20 protein-coding genes, 3 tRNA genes and 3 pseudogenes are annotated in these 23,109 nt (G+C 72.8%); 11 read left to right on the top strand and 15 right to left on the bottom strand.

Annotated elements, in window-relative coordinates; translation table 11 throughout:
- Window positions 1–2: 2 nt before the first annotated feature.
- The 3 genes from ET495_RS07705 to ET495_RS07695 form a co-directional block, all read right to left on the bottom strand.
- A complete protein-coding gene (locus ET495_RS07705) occupies window positions 3–770 on the bottom strand; it encodes an aminoglycoside 3'-phosphotransferase (protein ID WP_129203969.1) in 768 nt (255 codons plus the stop codon).
- Between the two features lie 208 nt (window positions 771–978).
- Window positions 979–1,920: a 3-methyladenine DNA glycosylase gene (locus ET495_RS07700; RefSeq protein ID WP_129203967.1), complete on the bottom strand. Its 942-nt coding sequence runs from the start codon at window positions 1,918–1,920 to the stop codon at window positions 979–981.
- Between the two features lie 19 nt (window positions 1,921–1,939).
- Window positions 1,940–3,076: an FAD-dependent monooxygenase gene (locus tag ET495_RS07695; protein ID WP_129203965.1), complete on the bottom strand. Its 1,137-nt coding sequence runs from the start codon at window positions 3,074–3,076 to the stop codon at window positions 1,940–1,942.
- Between the two features lie 155 nt (window positions 3,077–3,231).
- Between ET495_RS07695 and ET495_RS07690 the strand changes: the two genes are divergently transcribed.
- The 5 genes from ET495_RS07690 to ET495_RS07670 all read left to right on the top strand — a co-directional run bounded on the left by ET495_RS07690 (window position 3,232) and on the right by ET495_RS07670 (window position 8,531).
- Window positions 3,232–4,158, top strand: a complete 927-nt coding sequence (locus ET495_RS07690; RefSeq protein ID WP_425471216.1) for a class I SAM-dependent methyltransferase — start codon at window positions 3,232–3,234, stop codon at window positions 4,156–4,158.
- A 36-nt stretch (window positions 4,159–4,194) separates the two neighbouring features.
- Window positions 4,195–4,977: a fumarylacetoacetate hydrolase family protein gene (locus ET495_RS07685; RefSeq protein ID WP_129203963.1), complete on the top strand. Its 783-nt coding sequence runs from the start codon at window positions 4,195–4,197 to the stop codon at window positions 4,975–4,977.
- 157 nt (window positions 4,978–5,134) lie between these two features.
- Window positions 5,135–6,097, top strand: a complete 963-nt coding sequence (locus tag ET495_RS07680; RefSeq protein ID WP_162616403.1) for a hypothetical protein — start codon at window positions 5,135–5,137, stop codon at window positions 6,095–6,097.
- A gap of 276 nt (window positions 6,098–6,373) precedes the next feature.
- Window positions 6,374–7,804, top strand: a complete 1,431-nt coding sequence (gltX, locus tag ET495_RS07675; RefSeq protein WP_129203959.1) for a glutamate--tRNA ligase — start codon at window positions 6,374–6,376, stop codon at window positions 7,802–7,804.
- Between the two features lie 10 nt (window positions 7,805–7,814).
- Window positions 7,815–8,531, top strand: a complete 717-nt coding sequence (locus ET495_RS07670; RefSeq protein ID WP_245993368.1) for an HAD family hydrolase — start codon at window positions 7,815–7,817, stop codon at window positions 8,529–8,531.
- Between the two features lie 307 nt (window positions 8,532–8,838).
- Here the strand turns inward: ET495_RS07670 and ET495_RS07665 are convergent, their stop codons facing one another.
- Window positions 8,839–9,606 (bottom strand): class I SAM-dependent methyltransferase, encoded by a 768-nt coding sequence (locus ET495_RS07665; protein WP_129203955.1) that lies wholly within the window; start codon window positions 9,604–9,606, stop codon window positions 8,839–8,841.
- 139 nt (window positions 9,607–9,745) lie between these two features.
- Here ET495_RS07665 and ET495_RS07660 point away from each other — a divergent pair.
- From ET495_RS07660 to ET495_RS07650, 3 genes are all read left to right on the top strand, one after another.
- A tRNA-Gln gene (locus ET495_RS07660) sits at window positions 9,746–9,817 on the top strand.
- A gap of 85 nt (window positions 9,818–9,902) precedes the next feature.
- Window positions 9,903–9,975, top strand: a tRNA-Glu gene (locus tag ET495_RS07655).
- Between the two features lie 29 nt (window positions 9,976–10,004).
- A tRNA-Glu gene (locus ET495_RS07650) sits at window positions 10,005–10,080 on the top strand.
- A gap of 652 nt (window positions 10,081–10,732) precedes the next feature.
- Here ET495_RS07650 and ET495_RS17615 read toward each other — a convergent pair.
- The 4 genes from ET495_RS17615 to ET495_RS07635 all read right to left on the bottom strand — a co-directional run bounded on the left by ET495_RS17615 (window position 10,733) and on the right by ET495_RS07635 (window position 13,806).
- Complete coding sequence (locus ET495_RS17615) at window positions 10,733–11,893, bottom strand: hypothetical protein (RefSeq protein ID WP_162616402.1); 1,161 nt, start codon at window positions 11,891–11,893, stop codon at window positions 10,733–10,735.
- 199 nt (window positions 11,894–12,092) lie between these two features.
- Complete coding sequence (locus tag ET495_RS07640; protein ID WP_129203953.1) at window positions 12,093–12,821, bottom strand: PH domain-containing protein; 729 nt, start codon at window positions 12,819–12,821, stop codon at window positions 12,093–12,095.
- A 15-nt stretch (window positions 12,822–12,836) separates the two neighbouring features.
- A complete protein-coding gene (locus ET495_RS17905; protein WP_170220576.1) occupies window positions 12,837–13,004 on the bottom strand; it encodes a hypothetical protein in 168 nt (55 codons plus the stop codon).
- An 82-nt stretch (window positions 13,005–13,086) separates the two neighbouring features.
- The gene (locus ET495_RS07635; protein ID WP_129203951.1) at window positions 13,087–13,806 is read right to left on the bottom strand and encodes an IclR family transcriptional regulator; all 720 of its coding nucleotides are present in this window, start codon (window positions 13,804–13,806) and stop codon (window positions 13,087–13,089) included.
- Window positions 13,807–13,890: 84 nt separating this feature from the next.
- Between ET495_RS07635 and leuC the strand changes: the two are divergent.
- Together leuC and leuD are read left to right on the top strand one after the other, a co-directional pair.
- A pseudogene (gene leuC, locus ET495_RS07630) lies at window positions 13,891–15,416 on the top strand (3-isopropylmalate dehydratase large subunit).
- A gap of 35 nt (window positions 15,417–15,451) precedes the next feature.
- Window positions 15,452–16,093, top strand: coding sequence for a 3-isopropylmalate dehydratase small subunit (gene leuD, locus ET495_RS07625; protein WP_129203949.1), 642 nt, complete (start codon window positions 15,452–15,454; stop codon window positions 16,091–16,093).
- A gap of 195 nt (window positions 16,094–16,288) precedes the next feature.
- Here leuD and ET495_RS07620 read toward each other — a convergent pair whose 3' ends face one another.
- Entirely contained in the window at window positions 16,289–17,152 is an 864-nt protein-coding gene (locus ET495_RS07620) for an LLM class flavin-dependent oxidoreductase (protein WP_129203947.1), read from the bottom strand.
- 139 nt (window positions 17,153–17,291) lie between these two features.
- Here ET495_RS07620 and ET495_RS07615 point away from each other — a divergent pair, with 139 nt between their 5' ends.
- Window positions 17,292–18,068 (top strand): DeoR/GlpR family DNA-binding transcription regulator, encoded by a 777-nt coding sequence (locus ET495_RS07615; protein ID WP_245993419.1) that lies wholly within the window; start codon window positions 17,292–17,294, stop codon window positions 18,066–18,068.
- Window positions 18,069–18,154: 86 nt separating this feature from the next.
- Here ET495_RS07615 and ET495_RS07610 read toward each other — a convergent pair whose 3' ends face one another.
- The 6 genes and pseudogenes from ET495_RS07610 to ET495_RS07595 all read right to left on the bottom strand — a co-directional run bounded on the left by ET495_RS07610 (window position 18,155) and on the right by ET495_RS07595 (window position 23,055).
- A complete protein-coding gene (locus tag ET495_RS07610) occupies window positions 18,155–19,015 on the bottom strand; it encodes a dehydroquinate synthase/iron-containing alcohol dehydrogenase family protein (protein ID WP_425471243.1) in 861 nt (286 codons plus the stop codon).
- A 45-nt stretch (window positions 19,016–19,060) separates the two neighbouring features.
- A pseudogene (locus tag ET495_RS19670) lies at window positions 19,061–19,210 on the bottom strand (iron-containing alcohol dehydrogenase); the annotation flags it as partial.
- Between the two features lie 304 nt (window positions 19,211–19,514).
- A complete protein-coding gene (locus tag ET495_RS07605; RefSeq protein WP_129203943.1) occupies window positions 19,515–21,086 on the bottom strand; it encodes an FGGY-family carbohydrate kinase in 1,572 nt (523 codons plus the stop codon).
- Between the two features lie 120 nt (window positions 21,087–21,206).
- Entirely contained in the window at window positions 21,207–21,464 is a 258-nt protein-coding gene (locus ET495_RS18085; RefSeq protein ID WP_211340933.1) for an HAD hydrolase-like protein, read from the bottom strand.
- Between the two features lie 311 nt (window positions 21,465–21,775).
- Window positions 21,776–22,057: pseudogene (locus ET495_RS19665) on the bottom strand (HAD-IIA family hydrolase); the annotation flags it as partial.
- Between the two features lie 5 nt (window positions 22,058–22,062).
- On the bottom strand, window positions 22,063–23,055 hold the full coding sequence (locus ET495_RS07595) for a DUF7973 family transport facilitator (RefSeq protein WP_211340932.1): 993 nt from the start codon (window positions 23,053–23,055) through the stop codon (window positions 22,063–22,065).
- Window positions 23,056–23,109 lie beyond the last annotated feature (54 nt).

Raw genomic sequence — 23,109 nt, 5'->3', positions numbered from 1 at the left:
GCTCAGGTCGAGTCCCACAGCAGCCGGTAGTACGCGATGCGAGCGGCGTCCGGGACGACCCCGTAGCCCTCGTACACCAGGTGACCGAACCCCGGACCGTAGTTCCAGGTGGTGCTCATCGCCGCGACCGCGAGATCCGCCCAGCGATCCGCCGCACCCAGCCGGCCGAGGTCGACGTGAGCGCACCAGCGACCGTCGTCGTCGAGCAGCGTGTTGGGCGCACACGCGTCGCCGTGGCACACCACGAGCCGGTCGACGTCGGGCACGTCACGCAGCCGGGCGCGCACCTCGGGGCCGACCTCCGGAGACAGGCGAGCCAGGCGCTCGCGGACACCCCAGTCGAACGGGCACGCTGCGACGGGCAGGGCGTCGTGCATCGCGCGCAGCCCCTCGCCCAGCGCGCGCGCGGCCGTGGCCGGTGCGGCGAGCCACCGGGGGTCGACGGCGGAGCGGCCGGGCACCGCGGCAGTGACCAGGTACTCGGCAGGCTCGCCGCCCGGGCTCGTGTCGTCGGGCGCCGTGCCGTGCGCGAGCACGCGCGGCACGGGCGTCCACGGCGCAGCCCAGCGCAGCCGGTCCGCCTCGGCCGCAAGACCGGTGCGGGACCACTTGACGAACCGCGTCGGCGTCGCCGACCCGCCCACGGCGTCGAGGCGGAAGGTCAGGCCGCCGTGCGGGTTGCGCCAGACCGGCGTCACGCGGTCGCCACGCGCGAGGCGGCGCACCGCATCCGGCACGCGCACCGAGCCGTCCGGGGCCAGGGCTGTCACCCGGCAGACAGTAGCGGGACGGGGTCTGTCCGGCCCGCGTGGCGGCCCTCGCGCGGTCCGCGACGTGGCGTCGCAGGCCGCCTGCGGATCGTGCGGGCTCAGGGCTCAGGGCTCAGGGCTCAGGGCTCAGGGCAGGCGCGAGGGGCGACGCGTCAGGACCGACGTCGAGCACCACGCTCGCTTCCGGTGCCTCGGCCGCGAGCCCGGCTCAGCGCGGCCGACCGGTCACGGCGTCGTCGACCGTGTCACAGACGGTGAGCAGCCGTGCGCGCAACGCCTGCCCTCGCCGGGCGAACCCACGCTGCCGCCGCACGTACTCGGCTTTGCCTGCCGCGGACTCGATCGCGACAGCTTCCAGGCCCAGCCCCGAGACGTCGTACGGGGATGCCTGCATGTCCGTGTACCGCACGTCGCGCGCGAGCTCGAAGGCGTCGAGCAGCAGGTCGCCCGGCACGGCGGGACCCAGCTTGAGCGCCCACTTGTACAGGTCCATCGCCGCATGCAGGCATCCCGGCTGCTCCATCGTGGGCTGCGTCGGACGCGTCGGTCGCAGCGTGTTGAGCCCGTGCGCCTCGGGCGTGAAGAACCGGAACGCGTCGAAGTGCGAGCACGCGATCCGATGGCTCTCGACGACGGCGTCCGTGCCCTCGGCACCCAGGCGCAGCGGCAGCGGGTGGCGGTGGTCGCGCCCTGTCGCCGCGTCGCGGTACACCATCGCCCACTCGTGCAGGCCGAAGCAGCCGAACGTGCCCGGCCGCGACGCCGTCGCGGAGACGAGCGCCCGCACCCACCGGACGGTCTCGCCGCGATCGGCGAGGAAGGCGGCGACGTCGAGAGTCACGCCGTCCGCCGGGCCGGAGCCGGCGGGGAACGGCGCCGCGGTGTGCCAGCGCCAGCCGAGCCGCTCGGAGCCGCCTTCCGAGGTCGTGCCCGCGACCTCCAGGACCGTCCCGGCACCCGGGTGCCAGCGACGCAACGTGCCCGGACGCGTGGGGTAGTAGGTGAACAAGAAATCCTCGACGGCGTGCCGTCGGCCGGCGTCACGCGCCTCGCGCCAGGTGGCGGTGAGCGCGTCCGCGCGCGCCGCGTGCGCTTGCGCGGACTCCCGCCACGCGGCGTGGGGAAGGGCGGTGCGAGCGGCAGGAGGCACGCCACCAGGGTAGGCGGGCTCAGTCGTGCGGGTCCGCCTGCGCCGGTGGCGTTCCTCGTGCGTCACGGGGCCGCCCGCCGGTGGCCGTCGCGACGGCGCCGAGCAGGCCGTCGCGGGTGCGCCCGCCAATGCCCTCGGCGATCGCGAGCCCGCCCACCAGCCGGGACGCACGGGCGACCAGGTGCGCGGGGCGGCGCCGTCGGCGGTCGTACTCGAGCAGCGCGTGAGCGATGCCCGAGTCGCCACGGCTGGCACGCGCGAGCACCTGGACCAGCACGGCGGCGTCGACGATCGCCTGGTTGGCGCCCTGCCCGAGGTTGGGCGTCATCGCGTGCGCGGCATCGCCGACCAGCGCCACCCGGTCGCGGACGAAAGTCGGCAGCGGCCGCGCAAGGTCGTACGCGTCGGCGCGGATCACCCCGGCCGGGCGTGTGGCCTCGAGCACCGCGCGGATCGGGGCATGCCAGCGCCCGAACCGGGCGAGCGCGTCGGCGCGCGGATCGTCCACCGTCACCCCGGGCGGAGCGTGCTGCGCCGCGAACCAGTACGCGCGACCGTCGACCAGCGGCACGAGCCCGACCATCGCGCCGGGCCCCCACGTCTCGCTCACACGCCCGCGCAGGTCGAACGGCTCGGCCGTGACCCCGCGCCATGTGGTCCAGCCGGCGTACCGCAGTCCGGTGTCGAGGCCGAGCGCGGCGCGGGCAGGCGAACGCAGCCCGTCGGCCACGATCACGACGTCGAACTCGTGCTCCTCGCTGCCGACCGTGATCACGGGGGCGCCCGACGGCGAGACCGCCGCGTTCGCGCCGAGCCTGACCTCGCCTGCCTGCGCGGCGAGCGCGGTGTGGAGAGCGGGACGGGTGAGCGCGAGCAGGTGAGCGCGCCGTGCGGGCACGCCGACGACGCGCGCGCCGTCGGGCAGCAACAGCACCGCCGACGTCGCGGTCTGCCGCGTGCGGGCCGGGCCGAGGACGGCATCCGCCAGGCCGAGCCGGGTCAGCGCGCGCACCGCGTTGGGCGCGATCGCGATGCCCGCCCCGACGGGCAGCAGCGCGGGGGCCCGCTCGAAGACCTCGACGGCAAGCCCGCGCCGACGCAGGCCGCCGGCCAGTGCGAGTCCCGCGATGCCCGCCCCCACGACGCCGATCCGCATGCCCGCAGGCTATCCCGGGGCCGTGTGCCGCACCCGGCTGTCCGGGGCACGCGGCGCGCCCTTGCGTGGCGCTGGCGACGTGGTGGGGCGCGCCGCGCCGTCCGCTGCGTGGGACCCTGCGCGAAGCCGCGCGCCGGGCTGGATACCGTGGTGCCATGAGCGAGCAGACCTGGCGCCCCGTCGGCGCGGCCGAGCGCACCCCCGAGCCGCCCGCGGGCGCCGACCTGACCGACGCGATCGAGGCGCCGAGCTCGCACCACACCGTGCCGAGCAAGGAGTCCGAGTCGTATACGCACGGGCACCACGAGTCGGTGCTGCGCGCCCACCGCGCGCGTACGACGCAGAACTCGGCGGGCTTCCTGCTGCCGCACCTGCGCGACGACATGAGCCTGCTCGACGTCGGCTGCGGCCCGGGCACCGTCACGGTCGACCTGGCTCGTGTGCTCGCCGGCGGCGAGGTCGTCGGCGTCGACGCCGCACCGCAGGTGCTGGAGGCAGCGCGCGAGCACGCGGCCGCCGTCGGCTACCAGAACGTCCGGTTCGAGAAGGCGAACGCCTACGAGCTGCCGTTCGCCGCCGACACGTTCGACGTGGTCTACGCCCACCAGCTCCTCCAGCACCTGTCCGACCCGGTCGCCGCGCTGCGCGAGATGCGACGCGTCGCCAAGCCGGGCGGCCTGGTCGCCGTGCGCGACGCCGACTACGCCGCCATGGCCTGGTACCCCGAGTCGGCCGGGCTGACCGAGTGGAACACGCTGTACCACGAGGTCACGCACGCCTACGGCTTCGAGCCCGATGCCGGGCGCCGGCTGTTCTCGTGGGTGCAGCAGGCGGGCTTCGACCCCGCACACCTCGTGCCCAGCGCGTCGTCGTGGTGCTATGCGACGCCGACCGACCGGCAGTGGTGGGGCCAGGTCTGGGCGGAGCGCTGCGTCGCGTCGAACTTCGCCGTGCAGGCCCAGGAGTCGGGCCTCGCCGACGACGTCGCGCTCGAGCAGCTCGCGCAGGACTGGCTCGCGTGGGCGCAGGCGCCCGACGGCTGGTTCGCGATCCTGCACGGCGAGGTGCTCGCGCGCGTGTGACGACGGCGACGCGGGACGCCGTCGTAGGCTCCCTGCGTGCGCATCGCGAGATTCACCACCGGAGACGACCCCCGCTTCGCCCTCGTCCAGCGTGAGGGGGACCGCACGTTCCTGGCCGTGCTCGGCGGCGACCCGCTGTACATGCCGGCCCTGCCGACGGGCGAACGCATCGAGCTGGGCGCCGGCGTGCGGCTGCTCGCCCCGGTGATCCCGCGCTCGAAGGTGGTGTGCGTGGGCAAGAACTACGCCGACCACGCCGCCGAGATGGGCGGCGAGGTGCCGACGACGCCGCTGCTGTTCTTCAAGCCCAACACGGCCGTCGTCGGCCCCGACGACCCGGTGGTCCTGCCCGACTGGACGCGTGAGGTCTCCTACGAGGCCGAGCTCGCCGTCGTCATCTCCAAGGTGTGCAAGGACGCCACACCCGAGAGCGCGCTGTCCTACGTGCTCGGCTACACCGTCGCCAACGACGTCACCGCGCGCGACGCGCAACGCACCGACGGGCAGTGGGCGCGCGCCAAGGGCTTCGACACCTCGCTCCCGCTGGGGCCGTGGATCGACACCGACCTCGACCCCGAGGACGTCGCCGTGCGCTCCCGGGTCAACGGCGAGCTGCGCCAGGACGGGCGCACGCGCGACCTCGTGTTCGACGTCCCGTTCCTCATCTCCTACATCTCCGAGGCCATGACCCTCCTGCCGGGCGACGTGATCCTCACGGGCACGCCCGCGGGCGTCGGCCTCGTCGACCACGGCGACCGCATGGAGGTCGAGGTCGAGGGCATCGGCACGATGAGCAACCCGGTGTTCCGCCGAACCTGAGACGCCGCCCCTGTCTGGTCGTCGGTCTGGGGTCTGGACGTCGGACCGATCCGACGACCAGACCCCAGTCCGACGACCAGACGGGGCCACAGCCGCGTGGCGGCGGTTGTGCACAGGGGGTCCGAGGTGCGGGTGTGTTCCCGGCATGCTGCCCGGCATGTCCAGCACGAAGATCCTGCTCGCGCGGAGCGAGGAGCCGAACGGCCTGCGCAGCGCGCTGACGAGCGGTGAGCTCGTCCGGCTCCGTCGCGGGGCGTACATGCCTGCCGCCGACGACGGCGCCGGCCGGCCAGGCAGCGACGCCGGGCGAGCACGGGCGCGCGCTCTGGACCACGCCCGTGCGGTGCACGCGCAGGTCCGCGCACCGCACGTCTTCTCGCACGCGACGGCCGCGCTGATCTGGGGCCTGAGGCTCTGGGCCGTCTCGGATGTGACGCACCTGCGCCAGCGCTCCAAACCCGGCGGCGACCGAGCCGCTGACATCGCGCGGCACGTCGGCCTGCCCGCACAGCACGGCATCGTCGACGGCCTGCCCGTTACCTCGCTTGAGCAGACCGTCCTCGACTGCGCCCTGACGATGCCGGTCCTCGACGCCCTCGTCGTGGCGGACGCGGCACTTGGGCAAGGGCTGCGCGAGCGCGAGGTGCGCCAGCGCCTCGCCGACGTCCGCAAGCCCAACGGCACGGCCCGGGCCGCGTGCGTGCTCGGCCTCATGGACGGTGGATCGCAGTCGGCGTGGGAGACGTGGCTCCGCTACGTCGCGGCCCGGCTCGGCCTGCCCCGACCGGTGCTCCAGTACCCGGTGGCCACGCACCTCGGCGTCTACCGCATCGACCTGGCCTGGCCGGAGCAGCGCGTGCTCGCGGAGTTCGACGGGCAGGTCAAGTACACCGACGGCGCGTTCGGGCGCGGCTACGACGGACGACGGGCGCTCGTCGAGGAGAAGCGGCGAGAGGACGCCATCGCCGAGGCGCTCGGCGTCCGGCCCGTCAGGTTCATGGCAGTGGACGCACGCGACCCAGAGGCCGTGGCGAGGCGTCTGCTCGCGCGCTTCCCGCCGGACGTGCGCGCCGCGGCCCGCCCGGACCGCCGCCTCCCGCGGCCCACACCGCCGCGCTGACGCCGCCGCCGCGCCGACGCCGCCGCCGCGCCGACGCCGCCGCCGCGACGCCGCCGCCGCCGCGCCGACGCGAGTCTGGTCGTCGTTTCGCGGTCTGGTCGTCGAGTCAAGCCGACGACCAGACCGCGAACCGACGACCAGATGGGGCGGACCCGTGCCATGAATTGCGGCCTGACGCGTCTGGTGCCGCGCGTCGGCCGCCAGCCGGACGCGGCTGCGTGACGCCGGCACCGCGCACGCGCCGTAGCGGGGCGGTGGCCAACTACGCTGGGGCGCGTGACTCTTCCTGCCCCCGGCTCGTCCTCCGTCCGCGTTCGCTTCGCTCCCTCGCCCACCGGGATGTTCCACGTCGGTGGGGCGCGGTCGGCGCTGTTCAACTGGGCTGTGGCCAAGCACTCGGGCGGCACGTTCGTGCTGCGCATCGAGGACACCGACGCGGCGCGCAACAAGCCCGAGTGGGTCGACGGCATCCTCTCGGCGATGGCCGCTCTCGGCATGCACGCCGACGATCCGGCGTTCGAGGGCCCGTACTTCCAGTCCGCGAACGTCACGCTGCACACGGAGGCAGCCGCGACCTTGTTCGCCCAGGGCGACGCCTACTACTGCGACTGCACGCGCGACGACGTCGCAGCGCGTACCGGCAACGCGCAGACCGGCTATGACGGCTTCTGCCGCGAGCGCGGCCTCGCGTTCGAGCCGGGGCGGGCGCTGCGGTTCCGCACGCCCGACGACGGCGAGACGCGGGTGGTCGACCTGATCCGCGGCAACCCGACGTTCCCCAACGCCGCGATCGAGGACTTCGTCATCGCCCGCGGCGACGGCTCACCCGTGTTCCTGCTGGCCAACGTCGTCGACGACGTCGACGAGCGCATCACGCACGTGATCCGGGGCGAGGAGCACCTGCCCAACACGCCCAAGCAGCAGCTGCTGTGGGAAGCGCTCGGCCAGACTCCGCCCACGTGGGCGCATCTGCCCGTCATCGTCAACGAGAAGCGGCAGAAGCTGTCGAAGCGCCGCGACAAGGTGGCGCTCGAGGACTACCTGGCCGACGGCATCCTGCCCGACGCGATGGTCAACTACCTCATGCTGCTGGGCTGGGCGCCGGGCAACGACGAGGAGATCCTGCCGTTCGAGACGCTCGTCGAGCGGTTCGACATCGCGGATGTCAACTCCTCGTCGGCGTTCTTCGACGTCAAGAAGCTCACCGCGTTCAACGGCGAGTACATCCGCGCGCTGTCGCCCGAGGCGTTCGCCGCCGCCGTCGAGCCGTGGCTGCGTGCCCCGCACGCGCCGTGGACCGCCGAGCAGTTCGACGCGGCCGCGTTCGCGGCGGTCGCGCCGCTCGCGCAGACGCGCGTGGCCACGCTGAGCGAGATCACCAACAACGTCGACTTCCTGTTCCTCGACGTGCCCGTCGACGACGAGGCCTCGTGGGCCAAGGGGATGAAGGAGCCTGGTCCGGCCGTCCTCGCCGACGCCCGCGCGGCGCTCGCTGCGCTCGAACCGTGGGAGGCCGAGCCGCTGAAGGACACGGTCACGGCGGTCGGCGAGCGGCACGGACTCAAGCTCGGCAAGGCTCAGGCGCCGGTGCGGGTGGCCGTCACGGGCCGCACCGTCGGCCTGCCGCTGTTCGAGTCGCTCCAGGTGCTGGGTCGCGAGCGGACGCTCACGCGGATCGACGCGGCGCTCGCGCGGCTCGGCGGCTGAGCGAGCCGTGGTGGTCGAGGCCGTCCTGTTCGACGTCGACGACACGCTCGTCGACACGCGGGCCGCGTTCGCCGACGCCGTCGGCGCCGTCCGCCGCACGTTCCTGCCGCAGGTGCCCGCTGAGCGCGAGCCCGAGATGCTGGCTGTCTGGCGTGACGACGTCCACGGGCACTACCGCGCCTACACGCGTGGCGAGCTGGGCTTCGACGAGCAGCGCCGCCTTCGCGCTGACGAGTTGCACGTCGCCTTCGGCGGTCCGCGTGTCGACGAGGCGGCCTACCCCGGCTGGCTCGCGGTGTTCTGGGGCGAGTTCGAGCGTTCCTGGCGCGCGCACGACGACGTTGCTCCCGCGCTCGAGGCCCTGCGGGCGGCTGGGGTGCGAGTGGGCTGCGTGACCAACGCGCGGGTCGAGCTGCAGGAGTCGAAGCTGGCTGCCGCTCGGATCGAGGGCGTTCCGGTACTGGTCGGGGTTGACACCTTCGGGTTCGGAAAGCCGCGAGCCGAGGTCTTCCACGAGGGTTGCCGCCGGCTCGCGAGCGACCCCGCACGCACGGCCTATGTGGGGGACGAGCCCGACGTCGACGCTCGCGCCGCCGCAGATGCGGGGCTCGTCGGCGTCTGGCTCGACCGCCCTGGCGTGCGGAGGTCCGGCGAGCGCGCACCGACCGCGGGGATCCACCGCATCGCGGGCCTCGGCGCGCTCCCGGGGGTGCTCGGGCTCGTCTGAGGCGTGGGCGGGCGTCGGTCGGTGTGTGGGCTGGGCGGCGGCGTGGGCGGGCGTCGGTCGGTGTGTGGGCTGGGCCGAGGCGCGAACTCACGTGGTCGGCACGCGGCTTGGTCCCGCAGCGACGACGCTGCCGCTGGCGGCGAAGCGGCTCGGTGTGGCATCACGGTCCGCGATCGTGTGCTCGCACGGCGCTCGGTCGCTCGGTCGCTCGGTCGCTCGGTCGCTCGGCGGCGAGCGCGGTGCCGTGCGCGGGTGACGCAGGGCACCGTCGCCGCTGCCCGCCGCCCGCTGGGTCCGACCGCGTCGTTCAGCGGCGCCGACCCCGATAGGCGTCTGTCACATAGGGGAGCGGCACGGTCGTGCGGCCGGCCAGGTCGGGGTGGGTGGCGACGAGATCGTCGACGGCCGCGAGCAGGTCCTCGCGCTGGGCCTCGGGCAGTGTGAGCAGGTAGCTGCGCGACGCGGCGAGGGGGCGCAGCGACGCCGTCGCGACGTCGTCGGACCACGTGAAGGTGCGGTGCTCCGGCGCGTCGAACAGCGCCCCGAGCGTGGGCACGCCGTGCTCGTCGATCGGTTCGAGCCTGTCGCCTCGGTGCAGGATCTCCCCGAACCGTGCCACCCAGTCGGCCGACGTGTCGCGCACGTTCCAGACAACGCCGAGGGTGCCGCCGGGGCGTAGCACGCGGGCGATCTCGGCGGACGCCGCGGCCTCGTCGAACCAGTGCCACGCCTGGCCGACGACGACGGCGTCCACCGACTCGTCATCGAGAGGGATGTCCTCGGCCGTGCCGACGTGCGTCTCGACGTCGGGGAACTCATGCGTGAGGTGGGCCAGCATGGGCGCGGACGGCTCGACGGCGACGACGTCGAGGCCGCGCGCGACCAGCGACGTCGTGAGCTTGCCGGTGCCTGCGGCCAGGTCGAGCACCCGGCGTGCCCCGGAGGGGATCAGGAACTCGACCGCCGTCACGGGGTAGGTCGGGCGGACGGCGGCGTAGACGTCGGCGCCGCGGGAGAAGGATGCGGCCCGGGTGGCGTGGTCGTGCGGGTCGACGGGTGGTTCGGTCGTTGCCATGGTGCTGATCCTGCCGTGATCGAGGACACCGCTCCAGCGCGGGCTCTCGTTTTGGTGGACGGCACCTGCGTCGGGTAATGTTCTCGGCTGTTGGCCCTTTGAGGGAGACCCGAGGGAGACCCAGGGGCCGATACCACCATGGGGTATGGTGTAATTGGCAGCACGAGTGATTCTGGTTCACTTAGTCTAGGTTCGAGTCCTGGTACCCCAGCGCAGCAGCCTCACCTGTGGCCGTCGGCACCGCCGAAGGTCAGGTAGGCTTCTCCGGCAGCCGGTTCCTGAACCGGAAGTCACAGGCCCCCATCGTCTAGCGGCCTAGGACGCCGCCCTCTCACGGCGGTAACGCGGGTTCAAATCCCGCTGGGGGTACGCACCGTTCATCCGTGAACGGAGTTCTGGCCCCCATCGTCTAGCGGCCTAGGACGCCGCCCTCTCACGGCGGTAACGCGGGTTCAAATCCCGCTGGGGGTACCACAGAAGGCGCCAGGAGCTTCGGCTCCGGGCGCCTTTCGCATTGTCCGGGTGCTGCCCGCTCGCGGGCGTGCAACGACGACCGGTCGAGCACCAGGGTGGTGCACAGCTGGTGTCGGCCATGCCGGTCGACGGTGTGCTCCAGGCGCGTGGACCCCGACGGGTGTGTCGACGCCGCTCACCCGGGTCCCCGCGGCCGTTGACGGCGGCAACCGCGGGGCGCGCACCGCGGCAGCCGCGTGGAGAACCTCGACGGGAAGCCTGGCACGACGCGCAGGACGTCGGCGTGGGACCGCCGCGTAGCGCCCTGGGTCCGCAGCGGGGTCGGCGTCGCCTGGCGCGGTAGCCGCCCGTCCGGACACCCCGAAAACCGGCGCCGAGGCCGTGGGCCGCGAGCACACCGCGACCGTGACCGCGCCGGGAGCAGGATTCGCCGAGACCGTCAGGCCGTGACGGCGCAGTGTGCCGAGCGCGCATCCATGCGAGTCCGCGGCCGCCGGGACGGTGCCGTCCTCGCACCTCGACGCGCGTCCGGGGAAGCGCGTCGGCCGTCGGCCCGGCGCTCGCCGGCACGCGAGTACCGACGAGCGCCGGGCCGACGGCGCCGGCGCAGTTGCCCTGGGACAGGGCGTGCGCGCTGACCGGGTGGTCCTCGTCAGAGCGGGAGCCCGAGCGGGAGGCCAAGCAGGCCGGCCAGGCCGGCGCCGCCGAGCGCGCCACCACCGAGGAGGCTGCCGAGGCTACCGCCGCCCAGCAGGTCGGCGAGGCCGGCGCCTCCGACGGCGCCGCCTTCGACCAGCCCGCCGAGCAGGCCCTCGAGCGCGCCGGTGTCGAGCGTGCCCGCTTCGAGCAGCCCGCTGAGCAGGCCCTCGAGCCCGCTGGTGTCGAGCGTGCCGGCTTCGAGCAGCCCGCCGAGCAGGCCCTCGAGCCCGCTGGTGTCGAGCATGCCGTCCTCGACCAGCCCGCCGAGCAGGCCCTCGAGCCCGCTGGTGTCGAGCATGCCGTCCTCAAGCAGCCCGCCGAGCAGCTCCTCGAGCCCGCCGGAGTCGAGCCCACCTGCGCCGACCAGGCCGCCGAGCAGGTCGCCCAGCATGTCGACGTCGGGGCAACCCTCGTTGCCGGCCTCGCTGCTGCCGTCGGCGTCGGCGGCGTCGGTGTCCTCGCTCGCGTCGGCGTCGGCGTCTGCGGCGTCGGTGTCCTCGCTCGCGTCGGCGTCGGCGTCTGCGGCGTCGGTGTCCTCGCTCGCGTCGGCGTCTGCGTCTGCGGCGTCGGTGTCCTCGCTCGCGTCGGCGTCTGCGTCTGCGGCGTCGGTGTCCTCGCTCGCGTCGGCGTCTGCGTCTGCGGCGTCGGTGTCCTCGCTCGCGTCGGCGTCGGCGTCGGCGTCGGCCGCGTCGGTGTCCTCGCTCGCGGCGCCGCCGTCGCAGTGCGATGGCAGGCTGGCGAGGGTGGCCGGCCCGTGGAACAGCGTGTCGCTGATCGCGTAGTCGAGGACCTGCGTCGCGGCCTGGCTGCCGCTGCCTAGATCGGCGAGCGCTCCTGGGTTCGCGGTCAGGTACTCGGCGATGTCTTGCCCGTGGTCGGTGAAGTTGGCGATCAGCCATTCTGCGAACGCGGCGTCGCCGTCGCAGAGCGGGATCACCTTGGTCGACTCGTCGTGGCTGAGCTCGAGGTCGCCGCCTGCGTCGTCGGCGGTCGCGACGGACGCGCCGGTGGGCGAGGCTCCCGCTGGTCCCGCGACGGTTGCGGCGAGGCCCACGGCCGAGGCCGTGGCGACGAACGCGCGGGTGGTGATGCGAAGGGATCGAGACAGTGTCATACGCTTCCTCCCTGTGTGGCCGGTCCGCTGTGCCGAGTTGTTCGGCTTCGGCAACGGGCCGGACCAGTCTGAGAGGGTACTGAGAGTTTCGTATATCCGAAACCCCCCGTGTGAATGCGGCGAGTCGCCTCCCCGCCGGTGCGACGGGCGCTACCTCCCGGTGTGCGTGGGCGCGCCGCCGTGCCGTTCGGCCGGCAGGTCAGCGGGGGTGGGAGTCGTAGGGGGGTGGCGGGTCCCACCCGAGGTCGTGCGCGGACGGTGGGGGCGGCGGGGGAGTCGGCCCCGAGCCGACGACCGGGATCGGCTGTGTCGTCGGGTGTCGCGGTTCGGGCGCGGGGCGCCCCGGAACGACGACGGGGGGCCATGCGGTGGCGCCGTCGGCCCCTGTGCCCGGGCGCGCTGGGTCCCTGGCGGGTTGTGGGCGGAAGATCTCGCTGCACAGGACGCGGTAGGTCGCGTCGGGCTGGGGCACGTGGTCGACCTGCCGCAGGGCCTGGTCCTGGCCCGCCGACTCCATGACGAATCGCCCGTACCCGAGGATCTGCCCGGCCGGGGTACGGGAGTAGCCCATGTCGGTCACCTTGGTCAACGGCATCATGGCCACCTTGTGGATCACGAGCCCGTAGAGCAGCAGCAGGCGCCGGTCTGTCGCGACGAACCACTCGTGGCGCCACTCGAACCAGCGGAAGACGAACCGCCCGAGCGCGGCGAACCAGAGGACCCACAGCCACTCGGCCACGGGCTGCACCGAGCGGGGCGCGGCGGTGACGACGAGTGCGACGAACAGGAAGACCCCGACCGTCGTCGCCGCTGGCTCGAGAAGAGACGCCCAGTGCAGCCGGGTCGCGACGACGACCTTCTCCGTGGGCAGGATGTAGCGCTTCAGGTCCTGGTTCTTGCGGGCGTTGACGCGCGGCGCGGTCGGCACGACGGCTCCGGAACGTCAGGCGAGCAGGTTGCCGAAGAACTGGCCGATGCTCTTGAACGCGCTCACGACGACATCGACGAGCGCCCCGACGATCTCGGCAGACCGCTCGGGGCTCTGCACGATCGCGTAGATCACGAAGATCACGACGATCCAGATCAGGAGGGTCTTGGCCTTGGCCGGCATCGGGTCCTCACGCGGGTCGGCATGGGTAGAGGTTGTCGCACTGTCCAGCGAAGCGTAATGACCGACGATGCCCGCGCATGGCTCATTCCCCGGCGCGCCGCAGCACTTCCGTCAGACGGTTCGCGGCGGCGACGACGGCGCCCGAGTGCAGGCGGCCGGGCTGGCGCGTGAGGCGCTCGACCGGGCCCGAGATCGATACCGCAGCGACGACCTTGCCCGACGGCCCGCGTACGGGAGCCGACACGCTCGCGACGCCGACCTCGCGCTCGGAGACGGACTGCGCCCACCCGCGCCGGCGCACGCCCGAGAGGATCGTGGCCGTGAACACGGCGTCGCGCAGGCCGCGGTGCAGGCGGTCGGGCTCCTCCCAGGCCAGCAGGATCTGGGCGGCCGAGCCGGCGTGCATGGTGAGCGTCGCGCCGACGGGGATCGAGTCGCGCAGGCCGACGGGCCGCTCGGCGGCCGCGACGCACACGCGGTGGTCGCCCTGGCGTCGGTACAGCTGGGCGCTCTCGCCGGTGTGGTCGCGCAGTGCGATCAGCACGGGGTTGGCTGCCGCCAGCAGGCGGTCCTCCCCGGCTGCCGTGGCGAGCTCGTTGAGCCGCGGCCCGAGAATGAACCGTCCCTGCATGTCCCGGGCCACGAGACGGTGGTGCTCGAGGGCCACGGCGAGGCGGTGCGCCGTCGGCCTGGCGAGCCCTGTCGAGGCCACGAGCTGGGCCAACGTGGCCGGTCCCGCCTCTAGGGCGCCGAGCACGGACGCGGCCTTGTCAAGAACGCCGACTCCGCTAGTATCGTCCATAAGGCGATATTGCCGTCTCGGCACTTGAGATTGCAAGTCTGGAATGAATCAGGTTCCCGACCGGGGACCGAGGAGGGAACAAGGATGGCCGGCACGCTGGCGGAGAAGGTCTGGCAGGCGCACCTGGTGCGCCGCGGCACGAACGGAGAGCCCGACCTCCTCTACATCGACCTCCACCTGCTGCACGAGGTGACGAGCCCGCAGGCGTTCGAGGGTCTGCGCCTGGCCGGACGCCCCGTCCGCCGCCCGGACCTGACGATCGCGACCGAGGACCACAACACCCCGACGCTTGACATCGACCTGCCGATCGCCGACCTCACCAGCCGTACCCAGATCGACCAGCTGCGCACGAACGCCCGGGAGTTCGGCGTCCGCATCCACTCCCTCGGCGACTCGGACCAGGGCATCGTCCACCAGGTCGGGCCGCAGCTCGGCCTGACCATGCCCGGCCTGACCGTCGTGTGCGGCGACTCGCACACCTCGACGCACGGGGCCTTCGGCGCCCTGGCCTTCGGGATCGGCACCTCCGAGGTCGAGCACGTGCTCGCCACCCAGACGCTGCCGCTCCAGCCGTTCAAGACCATGGCCATCACGGTCGACGGCGAGCTGCCCCCGGGCGCGACGTCGAAGGACATCATCCTGGCGATCATCGCCAAGATCGGCACCGGCGGCGGCCAGGGCTACGTGCTCGAGTACCGCGGCGAGGCGATCCGCCGGCTGTCGATGGAAGCCCGCATGACGATCTGCAACATGTCGATCGAGGCCGGCGCACGCGCCGGCATGATCGCCCCCGACGAGACGACCTTCGAGTACCTCAAGGGTCGCCCGCACGCCCCGAGGGCGCCGACTGGGACGCCGCCGTCGCGTACTGGAAGACGCTCCGGTCCGACGACGACGCCACGTTCGACGCCGAGGTCGTGCTGAACGCCGAAGACCTGGAGCCGTTCGTCACCTGGGGCACCAACCCTGGCCAGGGCCTGCCGCTGTCGGCCAACGTGCCGGTCCCGGCCGAGATCGCCGACGCCAACGAGCGGGTCGCCGCCGAACGCGCGCTGGAGTACATGGGCCTGGAGCCCGGAATCCCGCTGCGCGACGTCAAGGTCGACACCGTCTTCATCGGCTCGTGCACCAACGGACGCATCGAGGACCTGCGCTCGGTCGCCAAGGTGCTCCGCGGCCGCCGCAAGGCCGACGGCGTGCGCGTGCTCGTCGTCCCGGCGTCGGCGCGGGTTCGCCTGCAGGCCGAGGCCGAGGGCCTCGACGTCATCTTCACGGAGTTCGGCGCCGAGTGGCGCAACGCCGGCTGCTCGATGTGCCTGGGCATGAACCCCGACCAGCTCGCGCCGGGGGAGCGCTCGGCGTCGACGTCGAACCGCAACTTCGAGGGGCGACAGGGCAAGGGCGGCCGCACGCACCTGGTCTCGCCGCTCGTCGCGGCGGCCACGGCCGTGCGGGGCACGCTGTCCTCGCTCGCCGACCTCGACCTGCCGGCCGGCGTCGACCTCACGACCTTCGACGGCTCGCCGCTCGACGGCGTGGGTGCGCGCGGCTTCGACGGCCACGCGCCCGTCGTCGTCGACCTCGACCTGCCCGTCGCCGCCCACGCCTGACCGCACCCGGACACTTCGCTAAGGAAAGTCACATCATGGAGAAGTTCACCGTCCACACGGGCGTCGGGGTGCCGCTGCGCCGCAGCAACGTCGACACCGACCAGATCATCCCGGCCGTCTACCTCAAGCGGATCACCCGCACGGGGTTCGAGGACGCGCTGTTCGCCGCCTGGCGCGGCGACCCCGCGTTCGTCCTCAACCAGGACGCGTACAAGACCGGATCGGTGCTGGTCGCCGGCCCCGACTTCGGCACCGGATCCTCGCGCGAGCACGCCGTCTGGGCGCTCAAGGACTACGGGTTCCGCGTCGTGCTCGCGTCGCGGTTCGCGGACATCTTCCGCGGCAACTCGGGCAAGCAGGGCCTGGTCGCGGGCGTCGTCGCACAGGAGGACATCGAGCTGCTGTGGAAGGTCCTCGAGACCCGCCCCGGCACCGAGGTGACCGTCGACCTGGAGCACCGCACGGTGCACGCCGACGACGTCACCGTGCCGTTCCAGATCGACGACTACACGCGCTGGCGCCTCATGGAGGGGCTGGACGACATCGGCCTGACGCTCCAGAACGAGGACGCGATCACGCAGTTCGAGGCGCAGCGCGAGGCGTGGCGGCCCAGGACGCTGCCCGCCAAGCACTGGGAGAAGGCAGAGATCGAGCCGGCGCGCCCGGTACAGGTCTGACGCGCGCAGCGCGTGAGCGCGTGAGCGCGTGAGCGCGTGAGCGCGTGAGCGCGTGAGCGCGTGAGGTTGACGGGCTCGACGGGCTCGACCGTGGACGACGGTCGAGCCCGTCGGCGTCGAGGCGTCGAGACCGCGCACCGGGCGTCGTCGCGCGGCGTCCTCAGCATGCCCGCGCCGCGCGACCGGAACAGTCGCCTACGGGCGCGGGAGCCGCCGGCGGGCCACCCTCAGCAGGTGCTCCGGCGTCACCGTCCGCGGGTCCCACCAGCTCTCGACCCACCACGTGGCGCCTGCGTCGGCGGCGGCGGCGAGCTGCTCCGCCGCCTGGCCGTCGTCGGCCGACAGCCGTCCCTGGACGACGACCTGCCACGGCCCTGCGGCGGGATCCCGGTGGGCCGCGGCCCAGGCGACCAGCCCGGCGATCGCCTCCGGGCCCGCCTCCGCGTCCTCGGGGCTGTCGCCGCGGACCTGAGCGACCACGCCGTCCCAGCGCAGCGCGCGGTCGAGGCTCTTGAGCGGGGGACGATCCGCGTCCCACACCGCGACCGGCCAGACCGGGATGCGGCCGTGGACCGGGCGCTGGGGGAACCGGAACGGCCCCGTGCTCAGGTGCGTGCCCTCGAACGAGAACTCCTCGCCCGACCACGAACGCTCCAGCCACGCGAGGACGTCGTCGAGCAGCCCGGCGCGGTCGCGCCGCGCGGACGGCTGGCCGTGCACCGACGTGACCGCGCGCTCGGTCGGGACGCCGACGCCGACCGGCAGCACCAGGCGGCCGCCCGAGAGGTGGTCGACGGTCAGGGCGCGCTGCGCGAGCTCCCAGGGCCGGTGCCGCGGAGCGGCGAAGACCAGCGCACCGAGCGTGATCCGCTGGGTGACGGACGCGACCGCGGCGAGGATGCTGAACGGGTCGTAGCACGCAACGGTGTCGAAGCCCTCGTCGGCGAGGCTCACGCCGTCCCAGGTGAAGAAGCCGTCCCAGCCGTGCTGCTCGGCCTCGTGCGCGAGCCGGACCATCTGCGCGGGGGAGCCGTAGCTGCCGACCAGGCCGATCATCATGCGCCCAACGTAGGAGCACCCGCTGTCCGGCGTCGCGTCGGCGCGTCGTGTGGGTTACGGCGGCGACTGATCAGGCGGTTGCTCGCGCCATCTGTGCGCTGCGACCAGGACGCACATCGACGATGTTCGAGTGAGCACAATGAGCCAACGACGGCTGCGGATCGCCGAGATGATCGCGCGACGAGGTGAGGTGTCCATCGGCGAGATCATCGAGAGCGTGGGCGTGTCGGCGATGACCGTGCACCGGGACCTTGCCAAGCTCGAAGACGTCGGGCTGATCGAGCGCCGCCACGGGCGGGTCTCGGCGCTGGCGACCACCCAGCAGGAGGCGGCGGCGAGCCTGCGCATCGAGCAGCGCAAGGCCGCGAAGCGTGCGATCGCCCGGCTCGTCGCGCAGGAGGTCTCGCCCGGAAGCTCGGTGATCTTCGACGACTCGACGTCGGGCCTGTGGGTGCTGCGCGCGATGGCCGACGTGCTGCCGCTCAGCGTGATCACGCACTCCCAGCGCATCGCGCAGGAGGCCAGCGCCCGCTCGGGCGTGCAGCTCTTCGTCGCCGGCGGAGCCTACCTGCCGTGGGCGGACAGCTTCGTGGGGCCGACGACGGCCAAGATCCTGTCCGGTCTGCGCGCGAACTACGCGGTGATGTCCTCCTCCGGCATCCTGCGGGGCTCGTGCTATCACCCCATCGAGGAGCTCGCCCAGCTCAAGCGCGTCATGCTGCGGTCGGCCGACACGTCGATCCTCGTCGTGGACCACACGAAGTTCACCCGGCAGGCGGGACACGCCTTCGCGGCCCTCACCGAGTTCGACCTCGTCGTGACCGACAGCGCCACGCCGGCCGCCGCGATCGCCGCGATGCGCGACTCGGGTGTGCACGTGCGCGTCGCCGGAGCGGGGACCGGCTCGGGAGGATGACGCGTGCGCGCGCCGCGCCGAGGCTCGGCGCGCGCGAGATGCCGGCAGGTGGCGGGGCAAGCCCGCCACCTGCCGGCACCACGTCGTCAGGCGACCGGCTCGCAGTTGGTGCCCCAGAAGCCGTCGGGGGCGAACAACCGGTCGATGAACTCGTCGAGCAGGCCGAGGTCGGTCAGGATGTCGAGCACCGTGTAGCGGTTGCGGATCATCCTGGCCTTGCCGTACGTCGCGCGGAGGCGTTCGTGATCGATGCCGATCAGCGAAGGGTGCCAGGGCGCCCCGACCGTGCGCAGCCGCTCCATCGCGTCGGATGCGGGGAGGATCTGTGCGCCGCAGCGCGCCGTGAGCTCCGGCCACACCTCGCGCAGGCGCTCGACGCGAGCGACCAGCGCAGCGCCGTCGATCCGCTTGGCGAGGGTGTGCCGGACCGCCTCGTCCTGGATGCGCGGGCCGAGCACCGCGCGGACCTCCGCCTCGACGGCGTCGGGAGACTTCACGGCCGCGAGCGCACGGTCGACGTCGAGGTCCTCCGGTTTCAGCGCGAGGAACAGCTCCCACAGCGCGAGCGACGCCACCGTCCCGACGCCCACCTTGAACCCGTGCGACAGCGGCGGCTCCCAGTCGAGCCCGTGGCCCTCCATCTCCCACACGTGCGAGAACTGGTGCCCGGCTCCCGACGCCGGACGTGAGGACTTCGCGGCCTGCATCGCCAGACCCGACATGATCGAGCCCTCCGCGAGCAGCTCGATCGCTCGCGGGTTGCCCTCCGCCAGGTCCTCCGGTCGGGAGAGGGACTCGCGCAGCGGTCCCTGGACGAGACCCCAGACGTACTCGTCGATCGCCTCGACCCCGAGCAGGTCGGCGAGGATCCAGTCCGCGCCGGCCGGGATCTTCTCGATGAGGTCGCCGTAGCCCGTGGCCGTCAGGCGTGCGGGCGCGCAGGCCACCACGGCGCTGTCGGCGACCAGTGCCCTGGGCGCGGGGCAGGTGTGCGTGCTCTTGAACCCGTCCTTGGTGATGGCCGCGCCGAAGGCCGCGTACCCGTCGACCGACGCCGCGGTGCACACGTTGAGGTACGGGCGCCCCAGCTCGCCGGAGGCGAGCTTCGCGATGTCGTTGAGCGTTCCCGCCCGATCGAGCACACCACGGTGTTCTCGAGCGGTCGCAGGTGCTCTCGCAGGAGCTCCACGTTCTCGTAGCCGGCGTAGAGCGTCGGCGTGCCCGGGAACAGGTACGTGTCGCCCGCGCCGGGGACCCCGGCGGACGCCAGCGACGCGAGGACGACGTCCCCGGCCGCCGCGAACGTGTTGTCGTCGGCGACGACGAGCACCCGCGCGCCCGGGAACTGCTCGGCGAAGATGGCGCCCGTCGTGCGCAGGACGTCGTCGCCGAACGCGATCGCCGTGGTCTCGTCCGCCGTCTCCAGGGCGGTCTTGATCAGGGTGCTCATGCGGCGCTCACTTTGTCGGTCATACCGTGGATCTGCTCCTTGAGCTGCGGGTAGGTCTGGACGTAGGTGTCGACGAAGAACTGGTACTCCTCGTGGCGCTCCTGGTCGGGCTCGATGCGGTCCACCTCGGTGACCATCTCCTTGGCCGCCGTCGGGAGGTCGGCGAACAGTCCGGCTCCGGTGGCGGCGAGCATGCTCGTGCCCAGCACAACGGCGTCGCCCACCTCCGTCAACGTGATCGGCACGCCCGTGACGTCGGCGTGCATCTGGATCCAGTCACGCGACTTGGTGGCACCGCCGCACACGACCAGCTCCTCGACCGGGATGCCGGCCTCGGCCATGACCCGGACGTTGTGAGCGGTGCCGTAGCAGACGCTCTCCTGGATGGCGCGGTACATGTGCTCCGGTCCGTGGCGCAGGCTCAGGCCGGAGATGATGCCGCGCGCCTTGGAGTCCGTGTACGGCGTCCGGTTGCCCTGGAAGTACTCGCAGATGATCAGCCCCTCCGACCCCGGGGGCAGGTCCCGCGACTGGGCGTTGAGGATGTCGTAGGCGTTGAGGCCGGTCCGCTCGGCCGCCGCGACGACGTCGCGCGCGAAGTTGTCCTTGAACCACTTGAGGACCGACCCCGTCGACACCTGACCACCTTCGACGGTGTACTGGCCGGGCAGAACGCCGTCGGTGTACGCCCCGAAGAAGCCCGGGCCGCTGACCGGCTGCGCCGTCTGCCCCGTCAGCACGTGGCTGCTGCCCGTGATGAGGGCGAAGCGTCCGGGGGACAGGACCCCGAGGCCGATCTGCCCCGCCCACGCGTCGGCGCATCCCTGGGCGACGGGCGTGCCCGGCACCAGGCCCAGCGCGGTCGCGGCGGCGACCGTCAGCGCGCCCACCGGCTCGCCGAGGTCGAGCACGTCGCCCGGGACCTTGTCGAAGACGTCGCCGCAGCCGATCTCCTCGTAGAAGTCGACCGGCCAACCGCCCAGGTTGCGGTCGTAGTAGGCGCGCAGCGACGCCGAGTTGATGTTCGCGGTCCAGCGCCCGGTGAGCCGGAAGGTCAGCCAGTCCGGCGCGTCCACCAGCCGGTGGGCGTCACGGTAGGTCTGCGGCTCGTTCTCGCGCAGCCAGGCGGCCTTGAACGGGAACCACTCGGCCGTCGCCGGCATCGAGCCCCCACCGTTGTAGCGGCGGGCCGGGCTGTCGGAGTGGGACGCGCGCGCGGCCTGCTCCGTGGCACGCACGTCCATCCACATGATCGCCGGGCGCAGCGCGTTGCCTCGCTCGTCCATCGCGACGACGGTCATCGTGGTCGCGTCGTAGCTGATGCCCGCGATGGCGTGGGCGCCGATCCCGGCGTCGGCCATCGCCTTGTGCGTGGAGGCGACCAGCGCCTCCCACCAGTCGTCCGGGCTCTGCTCGGCCTGGCCCGGACGGGGGTAGCTCGTGACGTAGCCGGTGCTCGCGATGGCGACGGGGCGGCCGGTGAGGTCGACGATCGCGACTCGGCAGCTCTCCGTGCCGAAGTCGATTCCCATGACGTAGGGGCCGTCGGTGATCTGGGGTGCGTTCATGATGGTGTCTCCGTTCTCGCGCGTCGTCGCGCGGCGGGTGTGCCCGTGGGGCAGCAATGAAGGGTGTGGTGCACGGGGCGTGTCCGGCGGCGCCGCCGGACACGCCCCGTGGGGCCGGGTTCAGGAGTCGGACGTCGTCCAGCCGAGCTCGTCCCAGGCCCAGGCCGGGACCAGCCGGTCCACCCGGTCCAGGACGTAGCCGGAGTAGCCGCCGTCGAGCAGGGTGTTCGCGTCCGAGGCCGTCGCCTCGCCCGTGAGCACGAGCCCGGCATGTGCTCCGGTGTCCAGGGCCATCTGGATGTCGGTCTGGATGCGGTCGCCCACCATGACGCACCGGGACGGGTCGACGTCCAGGCCGTCGAGCGCGGTGGTGAGCATGCGCGGGTTGGGCTTGCCGACGTTCTCCTGGCATGTGACGCCGGTGCAGGCCTCGATCGCGGCGACGATCGCGGCACAGTCCGGCTCCCGCGACCCTCAGGGAAAGGGCAGAAGCGGTCCGGGTTGGTGGCCACGAGGATCGCCCGGCGGTGGTGCCACAGGGCGTCGAACGCGATCTGGAGCTTGCGGTAGTCGAACGTCCGGTCGTAGCTGGCGATCACCACGTCGATGCGTGCCGGGTCGTCGCTGAGCTCGAACCCCGCCTCGCGCAGCGCGAGGCACAGAGGCTCCTCCGCGATCGGGAACAGGACTGCTCCCGGGTGGTGGCGTTGCAGCCAGCGCGTCATGGTGACGACGGTGTTCGCCACCTCGTCGACCGTCGTCGTCACCCCGAGCGACGCCAGCTTCTGCACGTACTGCGAAGGGTTCTTCGTGGGGTTGTTCGACAGGTACCGCACCGGGATGTCGCGGCGGTGCAGCTCGCCGATCAACCGCTCCGCGCCGGGCAGCAGATGGTCGCCGAGGTAGATCGTGCCGTCCAGGTCGAACACGTAGGCGTCGTGGAACTCGGTGGGGAACCGAAGCGGGTCCATCGCCGTCAGCCCCCCAGCGCCGCGCCGAGACCGAGGATCACCGTGGTGGTGGGCCAGATCGCCGCGGCGGGCGGGTCGAAGTGCGTCGTCCCGCGGATGTGCATGCCCCGCGAGCACAGCTCGCCGATGGCGGCCGCCAGGGCACCCGCTGCGGCACCGATCAGCAGTGCGACCGAGACGTTGTGCCCGACGATGGGCAGGAAGGTCACCGCGGCGAGGGCGCCCGTGATCGTCATGTGGTGGGTGACGGGCATCGGCGCGCCGAGGATCAGGAAGATGATCGTGACCGCGCTGATCGCGAACGGGAAGACGTGGGCCGTGCCGGCCTCGGCGATCGCGGGGAACGCGTCGTGGAGCCAGAGGCTGGCGCCGGCGGCGGCGGCGCCGCTGAACAGCCCCAGGGTCAGGAACTGTGCGGGGCGCTCCTGGTAACGGACCCACGCGAACTTGTCGTCGGGGGCGATCGCGGCCAGACCGCGCGGGGCGAGGTCGCGCCCGGCGGGGCGGCGCAGGTCGAACAGCGAGCGGCTCTTGCCGAACGCGACACGGGCGACGATTGCGGAGATGACCACGGTGAGGGCGACCGGATCGGTGTGCGCGCCGAACCAGGGCAGGTGGAAGATGCCCGTCTGGACGATGTAGCCGCCGGCACCGAACAAGGCGCCGACCAGCAGCACGTCTGGCTTGCCGAGCCGGGCCAGGGGAGTGGTGGCGTCCTTGCCGTCGTCGCAGTAGCCGCGCTTGGCGGCGTACGCCGCCGCGGCGACACCGCCCGCGAACGCGACATGCGGGCCGGTGAACGGACCGAACGCGATGTAGTCGAGCACGGCCGTGGAGCCGGTGCCGGCGAGCGACGCGAGCCCGAGCAGCACCGTGATGCCGGTGAGTCCGAATGCGAAGTTGGCGCCGATGGCGGCACCGAGGAAACCGCCTGCGAGGGATGCCAGGATGAAGAAACCTGAGATGTCCAGGTTCTCGAACAGGCCTGATGGGTACATGGTCTTCTCCGTTGAAGAACGACACCCGCTGGAGGCGGTGTGCCGGTTGGTGCG

It is taken from the genome of Xylanimonas allomyrinae (assembly GCF_004135345.1).
Lineage (GTDB): Bacteria > Actinomycetota > Actinomycetes > Actinomycetales > Cellulomonadaceae > Xylanimonas > Xylanimonas allomyrinae.
This window is presented reverse-complemented; position numbering and strand designations above follow the sequence as displayed.

Bases quoted from the DNA above. Each gene is read 5' to 3' on its own strand.
- ET495_RS07595 (WP_211340932.1), bottom strand. From the start codon at position 23,055: ATGTACCCATCAGGCCTGTTCGAGAACCTGGACATCTCAGGTTTCTTC.
- ET495_RS17905 (WP_170220576.1), bottom strand. From the start codon at position 13,004: ATGCCGGCCAAGGCCAAGACCCTCCTGATCTGGATCGTCGTGATCTTC.
- ET495_RS07690 (WP_425471216.1), top strand. From the start codon at position 3,232: ATGAGCGAGCAGACCTGGCGCCCCGTCGGCGCGGCCGAGCGCACCCCC.
- ET495_RS07635 (WP_129203951.1), bottom strand. From the start codon at position 13,806: ATGGACGATACTAGCGGAGTCGGCGTTCTTGACAAGGCCGCGTCCGTG.
- ET495_RS17615 (WP_162616402.1), bottom strand. From the start codon at position 11,893: ATGACACTGTCTCGATCCCTTCGCATCACCACCCGCGCGTTCGTCGCC.
- ET495_RS07695 (WP_129203965.1), bottom strand. From the start codon at position 3,076: ATGCGGATCGGCGTCGTGGGGGCGGGCATCGCGGGACTCGCACTGGCC.
- ET495_RS07620 (WP_129203947.1), bottom strand. From the start codon at position 17,152: ATGATGATCGGCCTGGTCGGCAGCTACGGCTCCCCCGCGCAGATGGTC.
- ET495_RS07680 (WP_162616403.1), top strand. From the start codon at position 5,135: ATGTCCAGCACGAAGATCCTGCTCGCGCGGAGCGAGGAGCCGAACGGC.
- leuD (WP_129203949.1), top strand. From the start codon at position 15,452: ATGGAGAAGTTCACCGTCCACACGGGCGTCGGGGTGCCGCTGCGCCGC.
- ET495_RS07605 (WP_129203943.1), bottom strand. From the start codon at position 21,086: ATGAACGCACCCCAGATCACCGACGGCCCCTACGTCATGGGAATCGAC.
- ET495_RS18085 (WP_211340933.1), bottom strand. From the start codon at position 21,464: ATGCTCACCACCGCGCTCGACGGCCTGGACGTCGACCCGTCCCGGTGC.
- ET495_RS07615 (WP_245993419.1), top strand. From the start codon at position 17,292: ATGAGCCAACGACGGCTGCGGATCGCCGAGATGATCGCGCGACGAGGT.
- ET495_RS07665 (WP_129203955.1), bottom strand. From the start codon at position 9,606: ATGGCAACGACCGAACCACCCGTCGACCCGCACGACCACGCCACCCGG.